Genomic DNA, 17,066 nt, shown 5'->3' with positions numbered 1-17,066 from the left:
GACGCCGGCGGCGACACCCCGCGCCTGCTGGTGCATGACACCCACGGCGCCGAAATGATCCGCCTGTCCGCCCGCCACGGCCGCGGCCTGCCCGCCAAGGTGATCCCGCTGGAGCTGCCCGAACTGAACGCCTTCGGCCATGCCGAGGCGGTGGCCGCGCTGGCCGCCGGTTTCGCCGATGTCACCCTGCTACCCGGTCCGAAGACCGAACGCCCGGCGATGGAAGCGCAGGTCCTGCTGGCCCGCGCCATCGGCGGCGACACCGTTGCGATCCTCGACACCACCGACCCTGACGCCATGTCCGACGCGCTTTATGACGGCGCACCGCCCAAGCCGCTGGACACCCCCGTCCGCCCCATGGGCACCCGCCGCCAGATCGCCCGCCAGTCGGCGCGCGCGCTCAACCCCGACACCGAGGCGCTGGCGCTGCCCGAGGGTGCGCCCTATGGCGCGGTGCTGGTGGACACCGAAGCCTGCACGCTCTGCCTGTCCTGCGTGTCGCTCTGCCCCTCCGGCGCGCTCGGCGACAACCCCGACCTGCCGCAGCTGCGCTTTCAGGAGGACGCCTGCCTGCAATGCGGCCTTTGCGCCAATGTCTGCCCCGAGGACGCGATCACCTATGAGCCGCGTCTCAACCTGACCGACGCGGCGCTGTCACAGCAGGTGCTAAACGAGGAAGAACCCTTTGCCTGCATCGAATGCGGATCGCTCTTCGGCGTGAAATCCTCGGTCGAGCGGATCATGGACAAGCTGTCGGGCCACGCGATGTTCACCGGCGACAAGCTGCGGATGATCCAGATGTGCGACAATTGCCGGGTGAACGCGCAATTCCACAGCAAGGACAACCCGTTCAGCGGCGGCGAGCGGCCGAAAGTGCGCACCACCGACGACTACCTGTCGAAGCGGCGCGATCACTGATGCTTGATCGGCTGCCCCAGGTCCTTTGCCTTCATCGCCGAAACATAGGCGAGCATGGCTTCCACCTCGTCGAGGCTCATCTCGATGGGCACGATGGGCGGCGGGCTGCGGTCGTCGAAGGGTTCGGTGACGCCGTCGATGATCATGAAGGCCGGGTGCGGGTTGAGCAGGTAGAATGCCGCGAACCGCTCGGACCAGTCGGGCAGGCTGCGCAGGATGCCGAAGGACGGCGTGGAGCCGATGGTGCCCATCCGGCTGGCGTCATCCACCGCGTGACAGCGCCGGCACTTGTCGCGCGACACCGTGTGGCCAAGCTCCGCATCGCCGTCGAAACTGACCTCGGCCGCCGCGGCCTTTTCGGCCTTCGCCTGGGTGAACAGCGGCGTGCCGTCCGGCGCAAAGGCCAGCACCGTGCGACGGCCGACGTCGCTGGTCAGCCAGTCCGCGAACCGCGCGGCGTCAGGATCGTCGGTGGCAAGCGCCATGCGCCAGACCTGCCCGGCGCCCTGAAACAGCGCCCGGCCCTCATCGCCCAGCACCATGTCGGCTTCGGCCGGATCGCCCACCTGCGTGACCTTGACCTGCGTTTTCAGCGAAAACCGCGGCAGCAGGTAGTCGAGCACCCCGGTCCCGGTCAGCGCCTCGGGGGCGTGAAGCCTCAGCAACCGGTCTTCTGCCATTGCCCCCACGGGCAGGCACAGGATCAGCATTATCAGCAAGCGGCAGGTCATGGCCCATGCTAGGGTGAGCCCTGCCTCGCAGTCAAACAAAGGAAACGAGATGTCCGACGATTTCAACATGTCCATGCGCAAGTTCCTGAAACAGGTGGGCGTCACCTCGCAGCAGGCCATCGAAGAAGCGATGCGCGAGAAAGACACCAAGGGCAAGACCTATGCGGTCAAGGCCGTGGTCACCATCGAGGAGCTGGACCTGACCCACGAGGTCAGCGGCCAGATCAAGGGTCAGGAGTAAGCCTTGCTGGATCGCGAAAAGGTACTGGCCGCCCTGAAACAGGTCTCTGACCCGGTATCGGGCGGCGACTTGATGGCCTCGGGCGTGGTGCGCGCGCTGAACGTCGAGGGCGGCGCGGTGCGCTTTGTCATGGAGATCCCGCCGGCCCGCGCCGATGCCTACACCAAGGCCCGTGACCAGGCCGAGCAGGTGCTGCGCGATGCCGGGGCCGAGAACGTGTCGATCGTACTGACCGCGCACGAGGAAAAGGTGCCGCCGCAACTGAAGCCGCAGGCACCCAAGGCGCAAGGTCCGGAACGGGTGCCGGGCGTGGCGCATATCATTGCCATCGCCTCGGGCAAGGGCGGCGTGGGCAAGTCCACCGTGGCGGCCAACCTCGCCTGCGCGCTGGCTCAACAGGGCCGCAAGGTGGGGCTTCTGGATGCCGACGTTTACGGCCCGTCGCAACCCCGGATGCTGGGCGTCTCGGGCCGGCCCGCCAGCCCCGATGGCAAGACCATCCTGCCATTGCGCAACCACGGCGTCACGCTGATGTCGCTGGGCCTGATGACCAACGATGACCAGGCGGTGGTCTGGCGCGGGCCGATGCTGATGGGCGCGCTGCAACAGATGCTGTTCCAGGTGCAGTGGGGCGCTCTGGATTGCCTCATCGTCGACCTGCCCCCCGGCACCGGCGACGTGCAGATGACGCTGGCGCAGAAAACCATGGTCGACGGCGCGCTGATCGTGTCGACGCCGCAGGACGTGGCGCTGCTGGATGCCCGGAAGGGGATCGACATGTTCAACCAGCTCAAGGTGCCGCTCTTGGGCATGATCGAGAACATGAGCACCCACGTCTGCTCAAGCTGCGGCCACGAGGAGCACGTCTTCGGCCACGGCGGCGTTGCGGCAGAGGCGCAGAAGCTGGGCGTGCCGCTCCTGGCCGAGGTGCCGCTGCACATCGACATCCGTCTGGCCGCCGACGGTGGCGCGCCGATCGTGGTCAGCCAGCCCGACAGCGCGCAGGCCCGCGCCTTCCGCGACGTGGCCAATGCGCTGGTGGCCGAGGGCGTGGCATGACCGAGACCCTCACCTTTCCGCCGCTGATGTGGGACGAGCCGGCCAGCGGGCCGGCCTTCGACCACGCGGTGATGCGGGCGGTGACGGGCTGCGACGCCGGGCTGATTGCGCATCGGCTGCGCCCCGAGGCGATGGGGGCCGCGCTGGTCTTCGCCCCCGAAGTGCGCCTGTCCAAGGCGATGGCGATGCTGCCGGCCTGCGCGGTCGGCCTGCAGAACGCGCTTGGCGCATTGGCCCCGCCCGAGGTCGCCGTGCATCTCGACTGGGATGGCGGCATCCGCGTCAACGGCGCATCCTGCGGAAGCTTCCGGGTGATGGCCGCGACACAGGACGCCGATGCGGTTCCGGACTGGCTGGTGGTGGGTTTCGACCTGCCGCTGATGCCGGGCGTGCCCGACATGGGGCAGACCCCCGACACCACCGCGCTTTATGCCGAGGGCTGCGCCGATGTCACGCCCCCTGCCCTGCTGGAAGCCTGGGCCCGGCACACGCTGAACTGGGTCACACGGTGGGAATCGGACGGCCCGCGCACGCTGCATGCGGAATGGCGCGGGCTGGTGCACGGCATCGGCGAAGAGGCCGCGCTGCGCGGCCAGCACGGCACATTCCTGGGCGCGGACGAAGACTTCGGCGCGCTGCTTCGCTCGGGCGAGAACACCCGCCTGATCCCCCTGACCGCCTTGCTGGAGGAGGCTCCATGAAACTTGCGCGCGCCATCCATTTCGACGAAAGCGACTCTCGCGTCTATGCCTCGCCGGCCCGCACCGGGGAATGGTGCATCTCGGGCGGTTTCGAGTTCTCGAACTGGTCCGAGGGCGACCTGACCGGCAAGGCGCGGCAGGCCTTTGCCAACGGCTGGCTGGGGCTGGAGACCTTCGGCCGCGTCACCTTTGTCGCCGTCACCACGGCCCAGCCCGACGAGGTCGAGGCGCTGACCGACGCGCTGGCGCAGCACTTCGTCACCTTCTACGGCGCGCCCTCGGCCGAGGACGCCCGCCCGGTCGCCGCCGAGGAAATCGCCCATATGGCGACGCTCTGCGAAGACCACGACCCCAACACCCTGCTGACCGTCGCGCGCGAACTGACCGACGCGGGCGTGCGCGAAAGCTTTCGGGTGATCGAGGCGCAGGAAGCCGGGATCGAACAATTCGCCATCCACGGTTCGCTCGACGAGTGACGCGGCCACGTAGACCCGCGTCGCCGGGCCGAGGTGCGGCAAACCGACGACAGTGAATGCCACTTGATCCCTGCAATTTCCGTAGACCATGAAAGTGTCAGGCGTCCATCGGCCTTATCACCGCACCGTGGGGCGGCTCGACGATGCGGGGCGGCTGCGCCGCTGCCAACCCACTTGGCATGACGCTCGACCGTCCGCACTTCAGCCCTAGAGCGCGGCCAGCATCCTGATCAGCTCGGGATAGGCAATCGGCTTGACCAGACGCGGCGCGCCGGTGCGGGCGTCGCCGGGCTCGTCCTCGGGCTCTTGCCCGGACACCACCACGAAGGGCACCCCGTTGTCCTTCAGCCAGGTCGCCACCGGGGCCGATGACCCGCCGCCGAGGTTCGAATCAAGGATCGCGATGTCGGGCTTGCCCGTCTCCAGCGCTTCGAGCGCGCTGGCAGCATCGAGGTATTCGCCGAAGCGACGGTAGCCGGCTTCCTCCAGCGTCGCGGCAAGGTCCATCGAGATGATCACGTCATCCTCGACGATCATCACCGATCGCCGGGTGTCGGTGTCCTCGTCCCGCGGCGCGGGCTTGCTGCCGGATCTGACCGGCACACGCAGATCATAGCGCATCCCGTCGGCGTCGACCTTGCGGTACATCTCGCCGCCCAGTTGGCGCTGGACCACCTCGGCAAGCATCCGGGTGCCGTAGCCGCCGCCATCGCCGCTCTCCGTGGTTCCGGCCGCCACGCCGGTCTCGCGCCAGGTCAGGTCCAGTTCGCCGTCCTCGATGATCCAGTCCAGCGAAAGCCGGCCGTCGGAGCTGCCGAGAAAGCCATGCTTGACCGCGTTGGTCGTCAGTTCGTGCAGCACCATGGCGATCAACTGCGCCTCGCTCGGCGTCAGGGTCACCTTGGGGCCGGTCATCTCGACCCGCGCGAAAACCTCGGTGCCGTAGGGCGTCAGCTCTTCTTCGACCAGTTCGCGCAGGCTGACATCGGTCCAGCGCTTCTGGCCCATCAGCCCGTGGACCCGCGACAGCGCCGCGAAGCGTTCCAGCAGTTCGGCCTTGACCTCCTGCGCGTCGTCGCCGGTGGTCATCCGCGTCACCGCCTGCACCACGGCCAGAAGGTTGCGCGCACGGTGGTCGATCTCGCTGGCCATGACGCGTTCGCGGTCGCGGTTCCGCTCGCGTTCCATCCAGCCCATGGTTGTGGCCAGCAGCCGTTCCATCGCGTTGATCGCCAGCGCCGAGATGTCGCGCTCTTCGTCCCAGTGGACATAGAGCACCGACGTCACCTCGCCCGCTTCGACCCATGGCACCGCCATCGCCTTGGCAATCAAGCTGCTGTCCATGTACGCGCGGGTCTGCGGTTCGAGGTCGTCGCTGACGGCGACGCTGATCACCTCGCCGGACAGGAACCTGGCCTGCAACTCCGGCCCAATCATCGACAGGGCGACGTTCTCGTCCAGTTGCGGCATGCCCTCGGCGCACCATTCGCCGATCAGGGCAAAGCCGATCTCACCATTGCGCATCACCCGTTCGCGAAAGCCGACGCGCGTCGCCCTGAGCAGCGCGCCAAGCTGTGCCAGCCCGGTAGTCACCGCCTCTTGCGGGCTCGACGAGGCCCGGAACACGTTGTTGATGCCGACAAGGAACTCGGCGTTGCGGCGCTGGATGACGTTTTCTGTGATCTCGCTGCCCGAGTTGAAGATACCGACGATCTGCCCGTCCTCGCGGCGCAGCGGCGTGAAACTGTAGTTCCACCAGGTCTCTTCCTCGATGCCGTGACGGCGCATCGGCAGCATCTGCTCTTCGGCGAAAAGCCCCCGGCCCTTTTCGACAACCTCGGCGAACTGCGGTTCGATCACGTGCCAGATGTCCGACCAGACCTCCTGCGCGGGCTGGCCCAGCGCCGCGGGATGGCGCGGCCCGGGAATCGGCGCCCAGGCATCGTTGTAGAGCAGGCGCAGTTCCGGGCCCCAGTAGATCGCTGTCGGAAAGGCGGATTGCAGGCAGATCGACAGCGCCGCGCGCAGCGACTGCGGCCAGCCTGTCACCGGACCGAATGGATGGCGGGCCCAGTCGAAATCGCGGATACGCTCCGCCATTTCGCCGGATCCGGCAAGAAAATCCATCGGGTCGAATGTCTTCGGGCGTCGTCCAATCACCGCGCGGTCCCTGTACTGCCTGTATTCCCCGCCGACGCGGCGAAGACCTGCTTCAAGATAGGTCTGACACGGCGCCTTGACCACTCATCCTGTCCACGTCGCGGGCGCGGAAGTCAAGTTGCCGCGGCATGCGCCGGCGCCGCGGCCGGGCACCGTGTCGAGCCGGCCCCGGCAGGGCCGCGCCTGTCTAGGTTTCGGGGGCCTGGTCCGCGTTGAACACGAACAGCGCCTCGCCATCGATTTCGTAGCTGTCGATCAGCGCTTTCGCGGTGTCCGACACCAGCCAGTCCTCGAGCTTCAGCGCAAGGTCGTGGCTGACATGATTGTGACGCGCGGGGTTCACCGGGATGAAGGCATACTGGTTGAACAGCACCGGATCGCCGGCAAACAGCAGCGCCAGATCGCCCTTGTTGCCGAAATTCAGCCAGCTTGCGCGGTCGGCCAGAATATAGGCCCCCATCCCGGCGGCGGTGTTCAGCGCCGCGCCCATGCCCGCGCCCACCGGCTTGTACCAGCTGTGGAAGGTCTCGGTGTCCTGCCCGGCGTTGGCCCAGAGCGCCAGTTCCTTCTTGTGGGTGCCGCTGTCGTCGCCGCGCGACACGAAGGGCGCCTCGGCCGCAGCGATCCGCTGCAGCGCCTCGCGGGTGTCGGGGGCGTCCGCGATATTGGCCGGATCGGACCGGGGGCCGACGAAGACGAAATCGTTGTACATGATCTCACGCCGGTGGGTGCCGTGGCCGGCGCGCACGAAGGTTTCCTCGGCGCTGCGCGAATGCACGAGGATCGCATCGACGTCGCCCGCCTCGCCCAGCCGGATCGCCTGACCGGTGCCGACCACCAGCAACTGCACCTCAAGGTCGAGATCCGCGCGAATCCGCGGCAGCAGCACGTCGGCCAGCCCCGAATTGTGGAACGAGGTGGTGACCGCCAGCTTCACACTGTCGGCGGCACTTTCGGCGGCGCCCGTGGCGAACAGTACGAGGCTCAGAACGAGGTGTTTCATTCAACAATGTCTCCTTGTAAAAACGCCCGTGCTTGCGGCGTTGCAGGTCCGGTAAAGAACGCCGGCGCGCGCCCGTGTTCGTGCACCCGGCCATGCAGCAGGAACAGCACGTCGTCGGCCAGACGCCGCGCCTGCCCCATGTCGTGGGTCGACAGGATCAGCCGCATGCCTTGGTCGCGGGCGTGACCCAGCAATTCCTCGATCTCGCGCATCGCCCGCCCGTCGAGCGAGGCGCAGGGTTCGTCGAGAAACAGCAGTTGCGGCTCGGTGATCATGGCGCGGGCCAGCGCCAGCTTCTGCCGTTCGCCGCCCGAGAGCACCGGCGCCTGCCGGTCCAGCATCTCGCCCAGTCCGACCCGCGCCGCCCAGTCGCGGGCCTTGGACTCGGCCGGCCTGCGGGCCATGCCGTGCATTCTGAGCGGATAGATCAGGTTCTGCAACACCGTGCGGCGCAGCATCACCGGCTGCTGGAAGACAAAGCACTGGTGGTGCCGTGCCTCCTCGGTCTCGCAATTCCAGCGGATCGCGCCACCGCCCAGCCGCGCGGTGCCGTGCAGCATCCGCAGGAAGGTGGTCTTGCCCGCGCCGTTGGGTCCGATCACCACCGTCGTCCCCTCCGCGCCCAGCGTCAGGTCCACCGGCCCGACCAGCGTCTTGCCACGCCGCGTCGCCCGCGCGGCCTCCAGCGTGACCGGGAACAACTCGCTCACCACCGCCCCTCCCGCTCGGTCCGGCTGAGCGCATGGATCGCGAGGTTCACCGCGATCGCCAGCGCGATCAGAACAAAGCCCAGCGCCAGCGCCAGCGCGAAATTGCCCTTGCCGGTCTCCAGCGCGATGGCCGTGGTCAGCACCCGCGTGGCATGGTCGATATTGCCGCCGACGATCATGATCGCGCCGACTTCGCCGATGCCGCGTCCGAAGCCCGCCAGCGCGGCGGTCAGCAGCGCCCGCCGGCTGTCCCACAGCAGCGTGCGGATCTTCTGGCCCTGGGTGACGTTCATCGAAATCAGCAGGTCGTGGTATTCCTGCCAGAGATCGCGGATCGACTGGTGCGCGACCGAAGCGATCAGCGGCACGATGATGATGACCTGCGCGATCACCATCGCGGTGGGCGTGAACAGCAGCCCGAACACGCCGAGCGGCCCCGACCGCGACAGGAACACATAGACGATCAGCCCCACCACCACCGGCGGCAGGCCCATCAAGGCATTCATGACGGCGATCACGCTGCGCCGGAACCTGAACCGCTTGACCGCCAGCAGCGCCGCCAGCGGCAGGGCGATCGCGCTGGCGATCACCAGCGCCGACAGCGTCACCTGAAGCGAGCGCAGGGCGATCTCCAGCAGGTCCGCGTCCAGCGTCACCACCAGCCAGAACGCCTGCACCAGACCGCTCCAGATATCCACCATCGACTGCGCCCCTCCCGCTGATTCAGGCGCAAACTGGCACTCCCGACAAGGGGATGCCAGCCGGTTTTGCCACGGGCCGGGGTTTCGGGACATTCTGTCCGCGCGCCCAGCCGGTGCGTCGGCGCGCAGGGCCAACCTGTCTCGCACCCAGCGTCCCGACCCCCGCGCCGGGACCTCCTGCCCGTCGCCGCGCCCGATTGCCCATGGGCAAGCCGCCCGGACTTAGCCGGCGAACCGGTCTTTCAGATAGGCCTGAAACGCCGCCTCAAGCTGGGCCCGCGACAGTGAATCCTCGAACTCCACCAGCACCTTGCGACCCTTGCGGCGGACTTCGATCCCGGCCTCGCCCGCGCCGCGCCGATAGAGCTTGCCCGCGCGCGGCGCCTGCGGTTGCGCCGGGCGCCCCGCGTTGACCAGCCGCCGCATCACCGCCTGCCCGTCGAGGAACCCGCCGCGCCCCTGCCGTGCCTGCGCCTGTTCGCGCGCTACGGTCCGCGCCTCTTCCGTGACCCGCCGGGCCGACTCCGCGTCGCCCAGAAGCGGCTTCAGCTCGCGCGCGTTGCGTTCGCGGATGTCGCGGACCGAGGCGAAGGCCGCCACCACCTCTTCCGGCAGTTTCGCCAGTTGCAGGTAGCGCGACAGCCACGGCTGCGACACCTCGAGCCGTTCCGCCATCGCCTTCTGCCTGCCGCCGTAATAGCGCTGCACGGCATCGGCATAATCGATGGCGCGTTCGTAATCCGAGATATCCTCGCGGTCGCGGTTCTCAATGTCCGCCAGCCGGAAGGCCTCTTCGTCGGTCAGGTCCCGCGCCTCGACCAGATACTTGAATTGGGTGTAGTTGTTGGCCCTGAGCCAGCTGACCGCGAAATGCCGCCGGGCGCCGCAGATCACCTCATAATCGTAATCCGGATCGGCCGAGGCCCGCACGATTGCCGGAAACTCCTGCCGCCCCTGGCTGCGGATACCGTCGATCAGGTCGCGGCAATTGTCCTCGTTCAGTAGCGCATATTCGCGGTTGTGCCGGTCCCACATCCGGCAGCGCGCCGGATCGACCCAGCGCAGGGTCTTTTCCTCCAACTCGCCCGAGATGCGTTCGGAAATCGCGCTGGTGCGCTTCAGGAACCGCGCCCCGGCCCGATCGTCCGCCGGGGCCGGCGCATCCAGACCGTTCAGGACGTCATCGAAGATCGCATCGTGTTTGCGGGTCATAGCACTCCTTCCTTGCGCAATTGCGCATGATGGCTGGGCCAGGTCTTGCGGATCAGCGTCTCGATCTCGCGTCCCACCGCGTCGAGGTACGCCCGGCACCGCTTGTGGGTTTCCGTCCGCGTCGCCGCGCCGGTCAGCTCGTAGACCGTGGACAGGTTGGCCGTCGCATTGTCGATCTCGGCGCTGTCTTTCTGGACGCTCAGCATCATGTCCATGGGAAAGACCGCATCCATCATCCGTTTGATCGCCACATGCGCCGACTTGGTGTCGTTCATCTTTGTCGCGAGAATTTTAACAAAGGCATAATCCCGCGCACCCCCGGCCTCGGCCAGCTCATTCAACGTCGCCCCCAGCATCTTCAGGAAGTGCGCCGTAGAGCCGAAATCGATGTTGTTGGGTGGCGCCGGGATCACCAGCGCATTGGCCGCGCGCAGCACCGACAGCGACAACATCCCCAAAGCGGGCGGCGGATCCAGCAGGATCACGTCGAACCGGTCCTTGATGGTGTCGATGCCATGGCGCAGCCGGTCGAGCACGAAGGCCTGTTCGCGCGCCATGCGGGCGGCGAATTCGTATTCGGCATCGTAAAGCCCGAGGTTGGCGGGGATCAGCGCGATGTTGGGCCAATAGGTCGCCCGGAGCGCATAGCTGAGATCCGGCGGCCCGCCGTGGCGGAAAAACGGATAGAGCGTGTCCTCCTCCTCGTCGACGTCCACATCAGGGTTCAGCCCGAACATGCTGGTCGTCGAGGCCTGGCTGTCGCAGTCGATGACGCAGACCCGGTAGCCCTTGAGCGCGAGGTACTGCGCAAGGTGGCAGACGGTCGTCGACTTGCCCACCCCGCCCTTGAAGTTCTGTACCGCCAGCACCGTCGCCGGATCCCCGGCCGCGCGGTGCGGCAGCGTGCCGAAGATCTGCCGCATCCGGTTGACGTCGGTCAGGCTGTAGCCGGTGCGCCGCCCGGTCTTGGGGTCCTTTTCCGGCTGCGGCAGCCGCCCGTCGGCTTCGGCGTCGCGGATCGCCTTTTCGCTACGGCCCACCATCTCGGCGGCGCGGCGGACATTGAATTGCAGGTCCAGCCGCTTCTCGGTGCCCGGCGCGTAAAGCCGGTCGCGCAAACGCGAGATCACCGTCGAGGCGCGGTTGGACAATTGATCGAGTTCGCGCAGGGTGACGGGGGGAAGGGCCGACTGCTCCATATCCTACCTCTCATGGGTGGTTATGGGCGAATCATGGACTGTCGGGAGAGGTGTCTCAAGTGCGAAGTTTTGGCGGAAGCACCGAAAATACCGGAAGTTGCCGCTGTGCCGTCATATGCCGGGAAATCGCCGGCTGACGGGTGAAATAACGGTGGCGTGTACGCAGGAATGGCCTTGGGCACCCGATATGTAAGGTATAACGGTTGGCCGGGTCGCGCACCGCCCGCGCCAAGCGGCAAAAACCCCGAAATCAAAAATCGAAAAACCCCCTTGGTTCAGGATTCCTAGATTCCTTGTTCATGCCCGGCAAACCTTTGTCGAAAATGCATAATCTCGCGCAAGGCTTACGTACCGGGACGGCATGGCTTACGCCTCGGGGCGGGTGGCCTTACGCTTCGGGACGGCAATCCTTACACATCGGGCGGGGCCTGAAACCTTACCTTTCGGGTGGCGGACACAGCCCCGGAAAACCCTTGAAAAAAGCCTTGCAGGGCAAACCCTTGCGAATCGGTTGCCGGAACGACGCTGCCTCAAACCTTACGTTTCGGGTGATGGACGAAGCGACCGGGCTTTGATATCTTACGCGCAAAGGCCTACAAAAGTAAGAGCAGTCAGGTAACGCAAGTGGCCACCACCAAACCATACCGCACCCTCGAGGCGCGGCCAAACGCGGAAAGCCTCGTCAAACCCGGCGAGCTGGTCGACCTTGTCGAGGTCACGCCGCTGACGCTGGCCGACCGCCGGATCTACAACCAGCTTCTGGAAAACGCGTGGGACGCCATCGACAAGCCTGTGACCCATGTGATTGCCAAGGCCGACCTGCGCGGATCGCACAATTCCAACGACCGGGTCGGCGAAAGCGTCGAGCGGCTGATGTCGTCGATCGTCAAGGTCCGCGTCACCCGCGACGGCGAAGAGGCGATCGAGCGGGTCCAGCTTCTGGGCGGCAACATCGAGACCACGCGTCGCGACGGGCTGCTGGAATACGAGATCCCGCAGCGGCTGCGGCGGATCATCAAGGACAGCACCGTCTTCGCCCGCCTGCAACGCGAGGTGATGTTCGCGCTGTCGTCGAAATACGCGCTGACGCTGTACGAGATGATCCAGAAGCGCGGCAACCTGCGCTATCGCTCGTCCGAACGCTTCAGTCTGGAAGACCTGCGTGGCATCCTCGGCGTCGCGAAGGGCAAGCTGACCTCATGGTCGAACCTGAAGCTGCGTGCGATCGATCCCGCGGTGGCCGAAGTCAACGCGCTCAGCGATTACGTGGTCGAGATCCTGCCGGTGAAGACCGGCCGCCGCGTCACCCATGTCGAACTGCGCTGGTGGAAGAAGGACAGCGGCACCAGCGCGCAGGCGGAACGCGAGCTGACCTTTTCCAAGGTAGGGCGCAAGGCGCGGATGGCCGGCACCGGGGACACGCTGGTGCCCGAGCCGAAGCCCCGTCCCGCATGGCTGGAAACCCGCGGCACCGCGCTGCGATCCGAAACCTATGAAACCGCTCGCCTGCGCCATCCGGGCTATGACATCTATCATGTCGAGGGCGAATGGCGCGACTGGTCGAAGGGCCGCGAGCCCGCGCGCGACCCCGACCGCGCCTTCCTCGCCTTCTTCCGCAGCTATGCCGAGAAGAACCCTTTGTGACGGTCCACGACGCGGTGAGGTGAGCCGGGCAGCCGCAGGCCCAGCGCCTTCGGCTTGATTCCGGACCGAGAATACCGCAGCGGTCGGCGTGACACCCCTGCCCTCTCCCGCTAGGCTGCCTCCCGGAGGTCCCCTGATGCAATCCGTCCGCCTGCGCCTGCTGATCCTTGCGCTTGCTCCCCTTGTTATCCTGATGCCGCTGCTTCTGCTGCTGGGCATGACGCGGTGGACGTCGGATTACGACAAGGTCCTGATCGCCAATGTCGAAAGCGACCTGCGGATCGCCGAGCAATACCTCAACCGCCTGATGACCGGGACCGGCGACGATCTGGAGGCGCTGGCCAATTCCGTCGAGTTCGCCGAAGTGCTGCGCGACGGCGATCCCGCGGCCTTCTTCGCGGACCGGCAGGCGCAGCTCGGGCTGGATTTCCTCTATTATCTGCCCACCGGCGAGGCCGGCACCATGGCCGACCGTTGGCCGGTCGTCGCCACCGGTCTCAGCCGTCCCGCCACCGCCATCGATATCTTTCCCGCTGCCGCCCTGCCGCCGGACCTTGCCACGCAGGCCCGCATCCCGCTGATCGACACCGAGGCTGCCGTTCCGACAGACCGCGAGGTCGAAGATCGGGGCATGGTGGTGCATTCCGCCAGCCCGGTGCGGCTGGCTGGACAGCAAGGGGTGCTGGTTGGCGGTATCCTGTTGAACCGCAACCTCGATTTCATTGATTCCATCAATGCGCTGGTCTACCTGAACGCCGTCACTGGCGGCGAGCGGCAGGGCACGGCGACGCTGTTTCTGGATGACGTCCGTGTCAGTACAAATGTGCGCTTGTTCGAGGATGTCCGCGCGCTTGGCACGCGGGTGTCCGCCGTGGTGCGCGGGCGCGTGCTGGGTGATGGCGAAACATGGCTCGACCGCGCCTTCGTCGTCAACGATTGGTACATCTCGGCCTACATGCCGCTGACCGACAGTTTCGGAGAACGGGTGGGGATGCTTTACGTCGGCTTCCTCGAAGCGCCCTTCTCGGCGGCCAAACGGCAGGCGTTTCTGTGGATGCTGGCGGCGTTCTTCGCGGTGCTGGTGCTGTCGGCGCCGGTGTTCTTGTGGATGGCTGGTGGCATCTTCGCCCCGCTCGAGCGGATGACGCAGACCATGGCGCGGGTCGGGCGCGGCGACCTGTCGGCGCGGCTCGGGGGCATGAAACGGCGTGACGAGATTGCCGCCGTCGCCGGCCACCTCGATGACCTGCTCGACCAGGTGCAGGACCGCGACCGCCGCCTGCGCGCCTGGGCGGATGAGCTGAACACCCGCGTCGAGGAACGCACCGCTGAACTGCGCGAGGCCAACGCCAAGCTGGAGGACACCTACCGGCAGCTGGTGATGAGCGAGAAGCTGGCCTCGATTGGCGAAATCACCGCCGGCGTCGCGCATGAGATCAACAACCCCGTGGCGGTGATCCAGGGCAATCTCGACGTGGTACGCGAGGTCTTGCAGGACGACGCCGGCCCGGTCGAAACCGAGCTGAATTTGATCGACGCGCAGGTCGGCCGCATCCAAGCGATTGTCGGCAAGCTGCTGAAGTTCGCCGCCCCCGAGGAGATGGAGGATTTCGGCGGGCGGGTCGACCTTGCGCCCGTGGTGGGCGATTGCCTCGTGCTGGTGGAACACGTGATCGGCAAGGCCGGGGTGACGGTCGAGACGCAACTGGACGCGGTGCCGCCGGTGCGGATCGCGCCGGGCGAGATGCAGCAGGTGGTGGTCAACCTGATCGTCAACGCGGTGCAGGCCATGGGCGATGGCGGACGGCTGACCTTGCAGCTTCACGAAGAGACCCGCGAGGGCCAGCGCGGCACCTGCCTGCGGGTGCGCGACACCGGGCCGGGGGTGCCAGAGGCGGTGCTGGGCGCGGTCTTCGATCCTTTCTTCACGACGAAACGCGGCGAGGGCACCGGCCTCGGGCTGTCGATCTCGCAGACCCTGATCCAGCGCGCCGGTGGCTTGATCGGCGTGCGCAACCGGGCCGAGGGCGGCGCGGAATTCACCGTCTGGCTGCCCGCGGCCGAGGACGAACTGGCCGCCGAATAGCGCCGTATCGGCCAAATTGCCCACGGGCAATTTGCCATCCCGGCGGGCAATGCCGGAACCCTTTCACCTTTGAACGGTTGGCCCTTCGCGTCCCGGGCACCGAGTTTCACGCGCCGGGAAGTCCCCTTTACCAGTGCGCGAGAGGCCATGACATGACGGACCAGACCAAGGGAAACGGCGGCGAAATTCACCAGACGACCGACGACGCCGACCGGACGATGACCACGGCACAGGGGACGCCCGTCGCCGACGATCAGAACTCTCTCCGGGCGGGTCCGCGAGGCCCGGGCCTGCTTGAAGACCACATAATGCGCGAGAAGATCTTTCACTTCGATCACGAGCGCATCCCGGAACGGGTGGTGCATGCCCGGGGCTACGGTGCACATGGCTACTTTGAATTGACCGACGCGATCCCGGAGCTGTCCGCCGCCGACATCTTCCAGCGCAAAGGCGAGAAGACGCCGGTGTTCACCCGCTTTTCCACGGTGGCCGGCAACAAGGGCTCGCCCGATCTGGCGCGCGACGTGCGCGGCTTCGCGGTGAAGTTCTACACCAAGGACGGCAATTGGGACCTCGTAGGCAACAACATCCCGGTGTTCTTCATTCAGGACGCGATCAAGTTTCCCGACCTCATCCATTCGGCCAAGCCCGCGCCCGACCGTGCCTTTCCGCAGGCGCAGACCGCGCATGACAATTTCTGGGATTTCATCTCCTTGACGCCGGAAGCCACGCATATGGTGATGTGGATCATGTCCGACCGCGCCATTCCGCGCAGCTTCCGCTTTATGGAGGGCTTTGGCGTGCATACCTTTCGGCTGGTCAACGCCGAGGGCAAATCGACCTACGTCAAGTTCCACTGGAAGCCCAAGCAGGGCCTGCAATCGGTGGTCTGGAACGAGGCGCTGAAGATCAACGGCGCCGACCCGGATTTCCATCGCCGCGATCTCTGGGCCGCCATCGACAGCGGTGATTATCCCGAGTGGGAGCTGGGCGTGCAGGTGTTTGACCAGAAGTTCGCCGACAGCTTCGATTTCGACGTGCTCGACGCCACCAAGATCATTCCCGAGGAAGAGGTGCCGGTGCGCATCATCGGCCGCATGGTGCTGGACAACAACGTCGAAAACTTCTTCGCCGAGACCGAGCAGGTGGCCTTCTGCACACAGAACATCGTGCCGGGGATCGATTTCACCAACGACCCGCTGCTGCTGGGGCGGAATTTTTCGTACCTCGACACCCAGACCAAGCGGCTGGGCGGGCCGAACTTCACCCACATCCCGATCAACGCGCCGAAATGCCCGATCCACCATTACCAGCAGGACGGGCACATGGCGATGCACAACCCCAAGGGCCGCGCCAATTACGAACCCAACAGCTGGGATCAGGACAGCGGCCCGCGCGAGAACCCCAAGCGCGGGTTCCACAGCTACGCCGAGCCGCAGGAAGGGGAAAAGACCCGTCTGCGTCCCGAGAGTTTTGCCGACCACTACAGCCAGGCGCGGCAGTTCTATGTCAGCCAGACCGATCTGGAACAGAAGCACATGGCCGACGCGCTGACCTTCGAGCTGTCGAAGGTGCAGCGGATGGACATTCGGGAACGCATGGTGGGCCACCTGCGCTGGGTTGACGAGAACCTTGCGCAATCCGTGGCCGAGGGCATCGGCATGAAGGACGTGCCGAAACGCGCCGAGCCGATGCAGGAGCCGAACTGTGACCTGCCCCCCTCCCCTGCCCTGTCGATCCTGAAGAACGCGCCGGACAGCTTTGCCGGCCGCAAGCTGGGCATCTACCTTGCCAAGGGATCGGACGCCGAGGTTGTCAACGGGCTGAAGGAGGCCGCCAAGGCCGCGGGCGCTATGGTCGAGATCGTGGCACCGCATGTGGCCGGGGCCACGCTGTCGGACGGCAGCCATATCGAGGCCGACCAGAAGATCGACGGCGGGCCGTCGGTGCTTTACGACGCGGTGGCCATCGTGCTGACCGAAGAGCAGGGCAAGAAGCTGGCCGATGACAAGCCGAGCCAGGATTTCGCCAGCGACGCCTTTGCGCATGCCAAGTTCATCGCCCATACCGACGGCGCCAAGGCGCTGTTCAAATCGGTGGGCATTGCCGAGAAGATGGACGACGGGTTCGTTTCACTTACCAGTGCGGATGACGCGAAAGGCTTCATCGAGACGTGTCGCAAGCTGCGGTTCTGGGATCGTAACCCCGTCAAGCAAGCGTAGGTG

The 17,066-nt window shown here is 66.3% G+C and carries 15 protein-coding genes; 8 read left to right on the top strand and 7 right to left on the bottom strand.

The features are described 5' to 3' along the window. The coding region (locus AC04PT_RS19160) for a 4Fe-4S binding protein (RefSeq protein WP_482875397.1) at positions 1–918 on the top strand (918 nt) is incomplete at its 5' end. On the opposite strand, the gene AC04PT_RS19155 is transcribed toward AC04PT_RS19160, so the two are convergent. Then, positions 912–1,649: a hypothetical protein gene (locus tag AC04PT_RS19155; protein WP_482875396.1), complete on the bottom strand. Its 738-nt coding sequence runs from the start codon at positions 1,647–1,649 to the stop codon at positions 912–914. The genes AC04PT_RS19160 and AC04PT_RS19155 overlap by 7 nt on opposite strands. 49 nt (positions 1,650–1,698) lie before the next feature. On the opposite strand from AC04PT_RS19155, the gene AC04PT_RS19150 reads away from it, so the two are divergent. The 4 genes from AC04PT_RS19150 to AC04PT_RS19135 are packed head-to-tail and all read left to right on the top strand — an operon-like array spanning position 1,699 to position 4,126. Next, entirely contained in the window at positions 1,699–1,890 is a 192-nt protein-coding gene (locus AC04PT_RS19150; RefSeq protein WP_482875395.1) for a DUF6494 family protein, read from the top strand. A 3-nt stretch (positions 1,891–1,893) separates the two neighbouring features. Continuing rightward, the gene (gene apbC / locus AC04PT_RS19145; RefSeq protein WP_482875394.1) at positions 1,894–2,949 is read left to right on the top strand and encodes an iron-sulfur cluster carrier protein ApbC; all 1,056 of its coding nucleotides are present in this window, start codon (positions 1,894–1,896) and stop codon (positions 2,947–2,949) included. Further along, the gene (locus AC04PT_RS19140; RefSeq protein ID WP_482875393.1) at positions 2,946–3,650 is read left to right on the top strand and encodes a biotin/lipoate--protein ligase family protein; all 705 of its coding nucleotides are present in this window, start codon (positions 2,946–2,948) and stop codon (positions 3,648–3,650) included. Before apbC ends, AC04PT_RS19140 begins: the two co-directional genes overlap by 4 nt. Then, a complete protein-coding gene (locus AC04PT_RS19135) occupies positions 3,647–4,126 on the top strand; it encodes a DUF6505 family protein (RefSeq protein WP_482875392.1) in 480 nt (159 codons plus the stop codon). Before AC04PT_RS19140 ends, AC04PT_RS19135 begins: the two co-directional genes overlap by 4 nt. Before the next feature lie 207 nt (positions 4,127–4,333). Here AC04PT_RS19135 and AC04PT_RS19130 read toward each other — a convergent pair whose 3' ends face one another. The 6 genes from AC04PT_RS19130 to AC04PT_RS19105 form a co-directional block, all read right to left on the bottom strand. After that, positions 4,334–6,253, bottom strand: a complete 1,920-nt coding sequence (locus tag AC04PT_RS19130) for an HWE histidine kinase domain-containing protein (RefSeq protein WP_482875391.1) — start codon at positions 6,251–6,253, stop codon at positions 4,334–4,336. Between the two features lie 220 nt (positions 6,254–6,473). Further along, positions 6,474–7,289: an ABC transporter substrate-binding protein gene (locus AC04PT_RS19125; RefSeq protein ID WP_482875390.1), complete on the bottom strand. Its 816-nt coding sequence runs from the start codon at positions 7,287–7,289 to the stop codon at positions 6,474–6,476. Beyond that, positions 7,286–7,999: an ATP-binding cassette domain-containing protein gene (locus AC04PT_RS19120; protein WP_482875389.1), complete on the bottom strand. Its 714-nt coding sequence runs from the start codon at positions 7,997–7,999 to the stop codon at positions 7,286–7,288. The genes AC04PT_RS19125 and AC04PT_RS19120 overlap by 4 nt, the downstream gene beginning before the upstream one ends. Next, complete coding sequence (locus AC04PT_RS19115) at positions 7,996–8,700, bottom strand: ABC transporter permease (RefSeq protein WP_482875388.1); 705 nt, start codon at positions 8,698–8,700, stop codon at positions 7,996–7,998. The genes AC04PT_RS19120 and AC04PT_RS19115 overlap by 4 nt, the downstream gene beginning before the upstream one ends. Positions 8,701–8,922: 222 nt before the next feature. Continuing rightward, the gene (locus tag AC04PT_RS19110) at positions 8,923–9,912 is read right to left on the bottom strand and encodes a ParB/RepB/Spo0J family partition protein (RefSeq protein ID WP_482875387.1); all 990 of its coding nucleotides are present in this window, start codon (positions 9,910–9,912) and stop codon (positions 8,923–8,925) included. Further along, complete coding sequence (locus AC04PT_RS19105; RefSeq protein ID WP_482875386.1) at positions 9,909–11,111, bottom strand: AAA family ATPase; 1,203 nt, start codon at positions 11,109–11,111, stop codon at positions 9,909–9,911. Before AC04PT_RS19105 ends, AC04PT_RS19110 begins: the two co-directional genes overlap by 4 nt. A 624-nt stretch (positions 11,112–11,735) precedes the next feature. Here AC04PT_RS19105 and AC04PT_RS19100 point away from each other — a divergent pair. From AC04PT_RS19100 to AC04PT_RS19090, 3 genes are all read left to right on the top strand, one after another. Further along, positions 11,736–12,755 carry a RepB family plasmid replication initiator protein gene (locus AC04PT_RS19100; protein WP_482875385.1) on the top strand — a complete coding sequence of 340 codons (1,020 nt, stop codon included), beginning with the start codon at positions 11,736–11,738 and terminating at the stop codon, positions 12,753–12,755. 136 nt (positions 12,756–12,891) lie between these two features. After that, positions 12,892–14,841: a cache domain-containing protein gene (locus AC04PT_RS19095; protein ID WP_482875384.1), complete on the top strand. Its 1,950-nt coding sequence runs from the start codon at positions 12,892–12,894 to the stop codon at positions 14,839–14,841. A gap of 152 nt (positions 14,842–14,993) precedes the next feature. Next, a complete protein-coding gene (locus tag AC04PT_RS19090) occupies positions 14,994–17,063 on the top strand; it encodes a catalase (RefSeq protein ID WP_482875383.1) in 2,070 nt (689 codons plus the stop codon). The last annotated feature ends 3 nt before the right edge of the window (positions 17,064–17,066 follow it).

The organism is Litorisediminivivens sp. KMU-197 (assembly GCF_056858395.1).
Note: the sequence above shows the minus strand (reverse complement) of the source record. Positions and strands in the feature narration are given on the sequence as shown.

Bases quoted from the DNA above. Each gene is read 5' to 3' on its own strand.
- AC04PT_RS19110 (WP_482875387.1), bottom strand. From the start codon at position 9,912: ATGACCCGCAAACACGATGCGATCTTCGATGACGTCCTGAACGGTCTG.
- AC04PT_RS19105 (WP_482875386.1), bottom strand. From the start codon at position 11,111: ATGGAGCAGTCGGCCCTTCCCCCCGTCACCCTGCGCGAACTCGATCAA.
- AC04PT_RS19090 (WP_482875383.1), top strand. From the start codon at position 14,994: ATGACGGACCAGACCAAGGGAAACGGCGGCGAAATTCACCAGACGACC.
- AC04PT_RS19125 (WP_482875390.1), bottom strand. From the start codon at position 7,289: ATGAAACACCTCGTTCTGAGCCTCGTACTGTTCGCCACGGGCGCCGCC.
- AC04PT_RS19130 (WP_482875391.1), bottom strand. From the start codon at position 6,253: ATGGATTTTCTTGCCGGATCCGGCGAAATGGCGGAGCGTATCCGCGAT.
- AC04PT_RS19115 (WP_482875388.1), bottom strand. From the start codon at position 8,700: ATGGTGGATATCTGGAGCGGTCTGGTGCAGGCGTTCTGGCTGGTGGTG.
- AC04PT_RS19155 (WP_482875396.1), bottom strand. From the start codon at position 1,649: ATGACCTGCCGCTTGCTGATAATGCTGATCCTGTGCCTGCCCGTGGGG.
- AC04PT_RS19140 (WP_482875393.1), top strand. From the start codon at position 2,946: ATGACCGAGACCCTCACCTTTCCGCCGCTGATGTGGGACGAGCCGGCC.
- AC04PT_RS19095 (WP_482875384.1), top strand. From the start codon at position 12,892: ATGCAATCCGTCCGCCTGCGCCTGCTGATCCTTGCGCTTGCTCCCCTT.
- AC04PT_RS19150 (WP_482875395.1), top strand. From the start codon at position 1,699: ATGTCCGACGATTTCAACATGTCCATGCGCAAGTTCCTGAAACAGGTG.
- AC04PT_RS19135 (WP_482875392.1), top strand. From the start codon at position 3,647: ATGAAACTTGCGCGCGCCATCCATTTCGACGAAAGCGACTCTCGCGTC.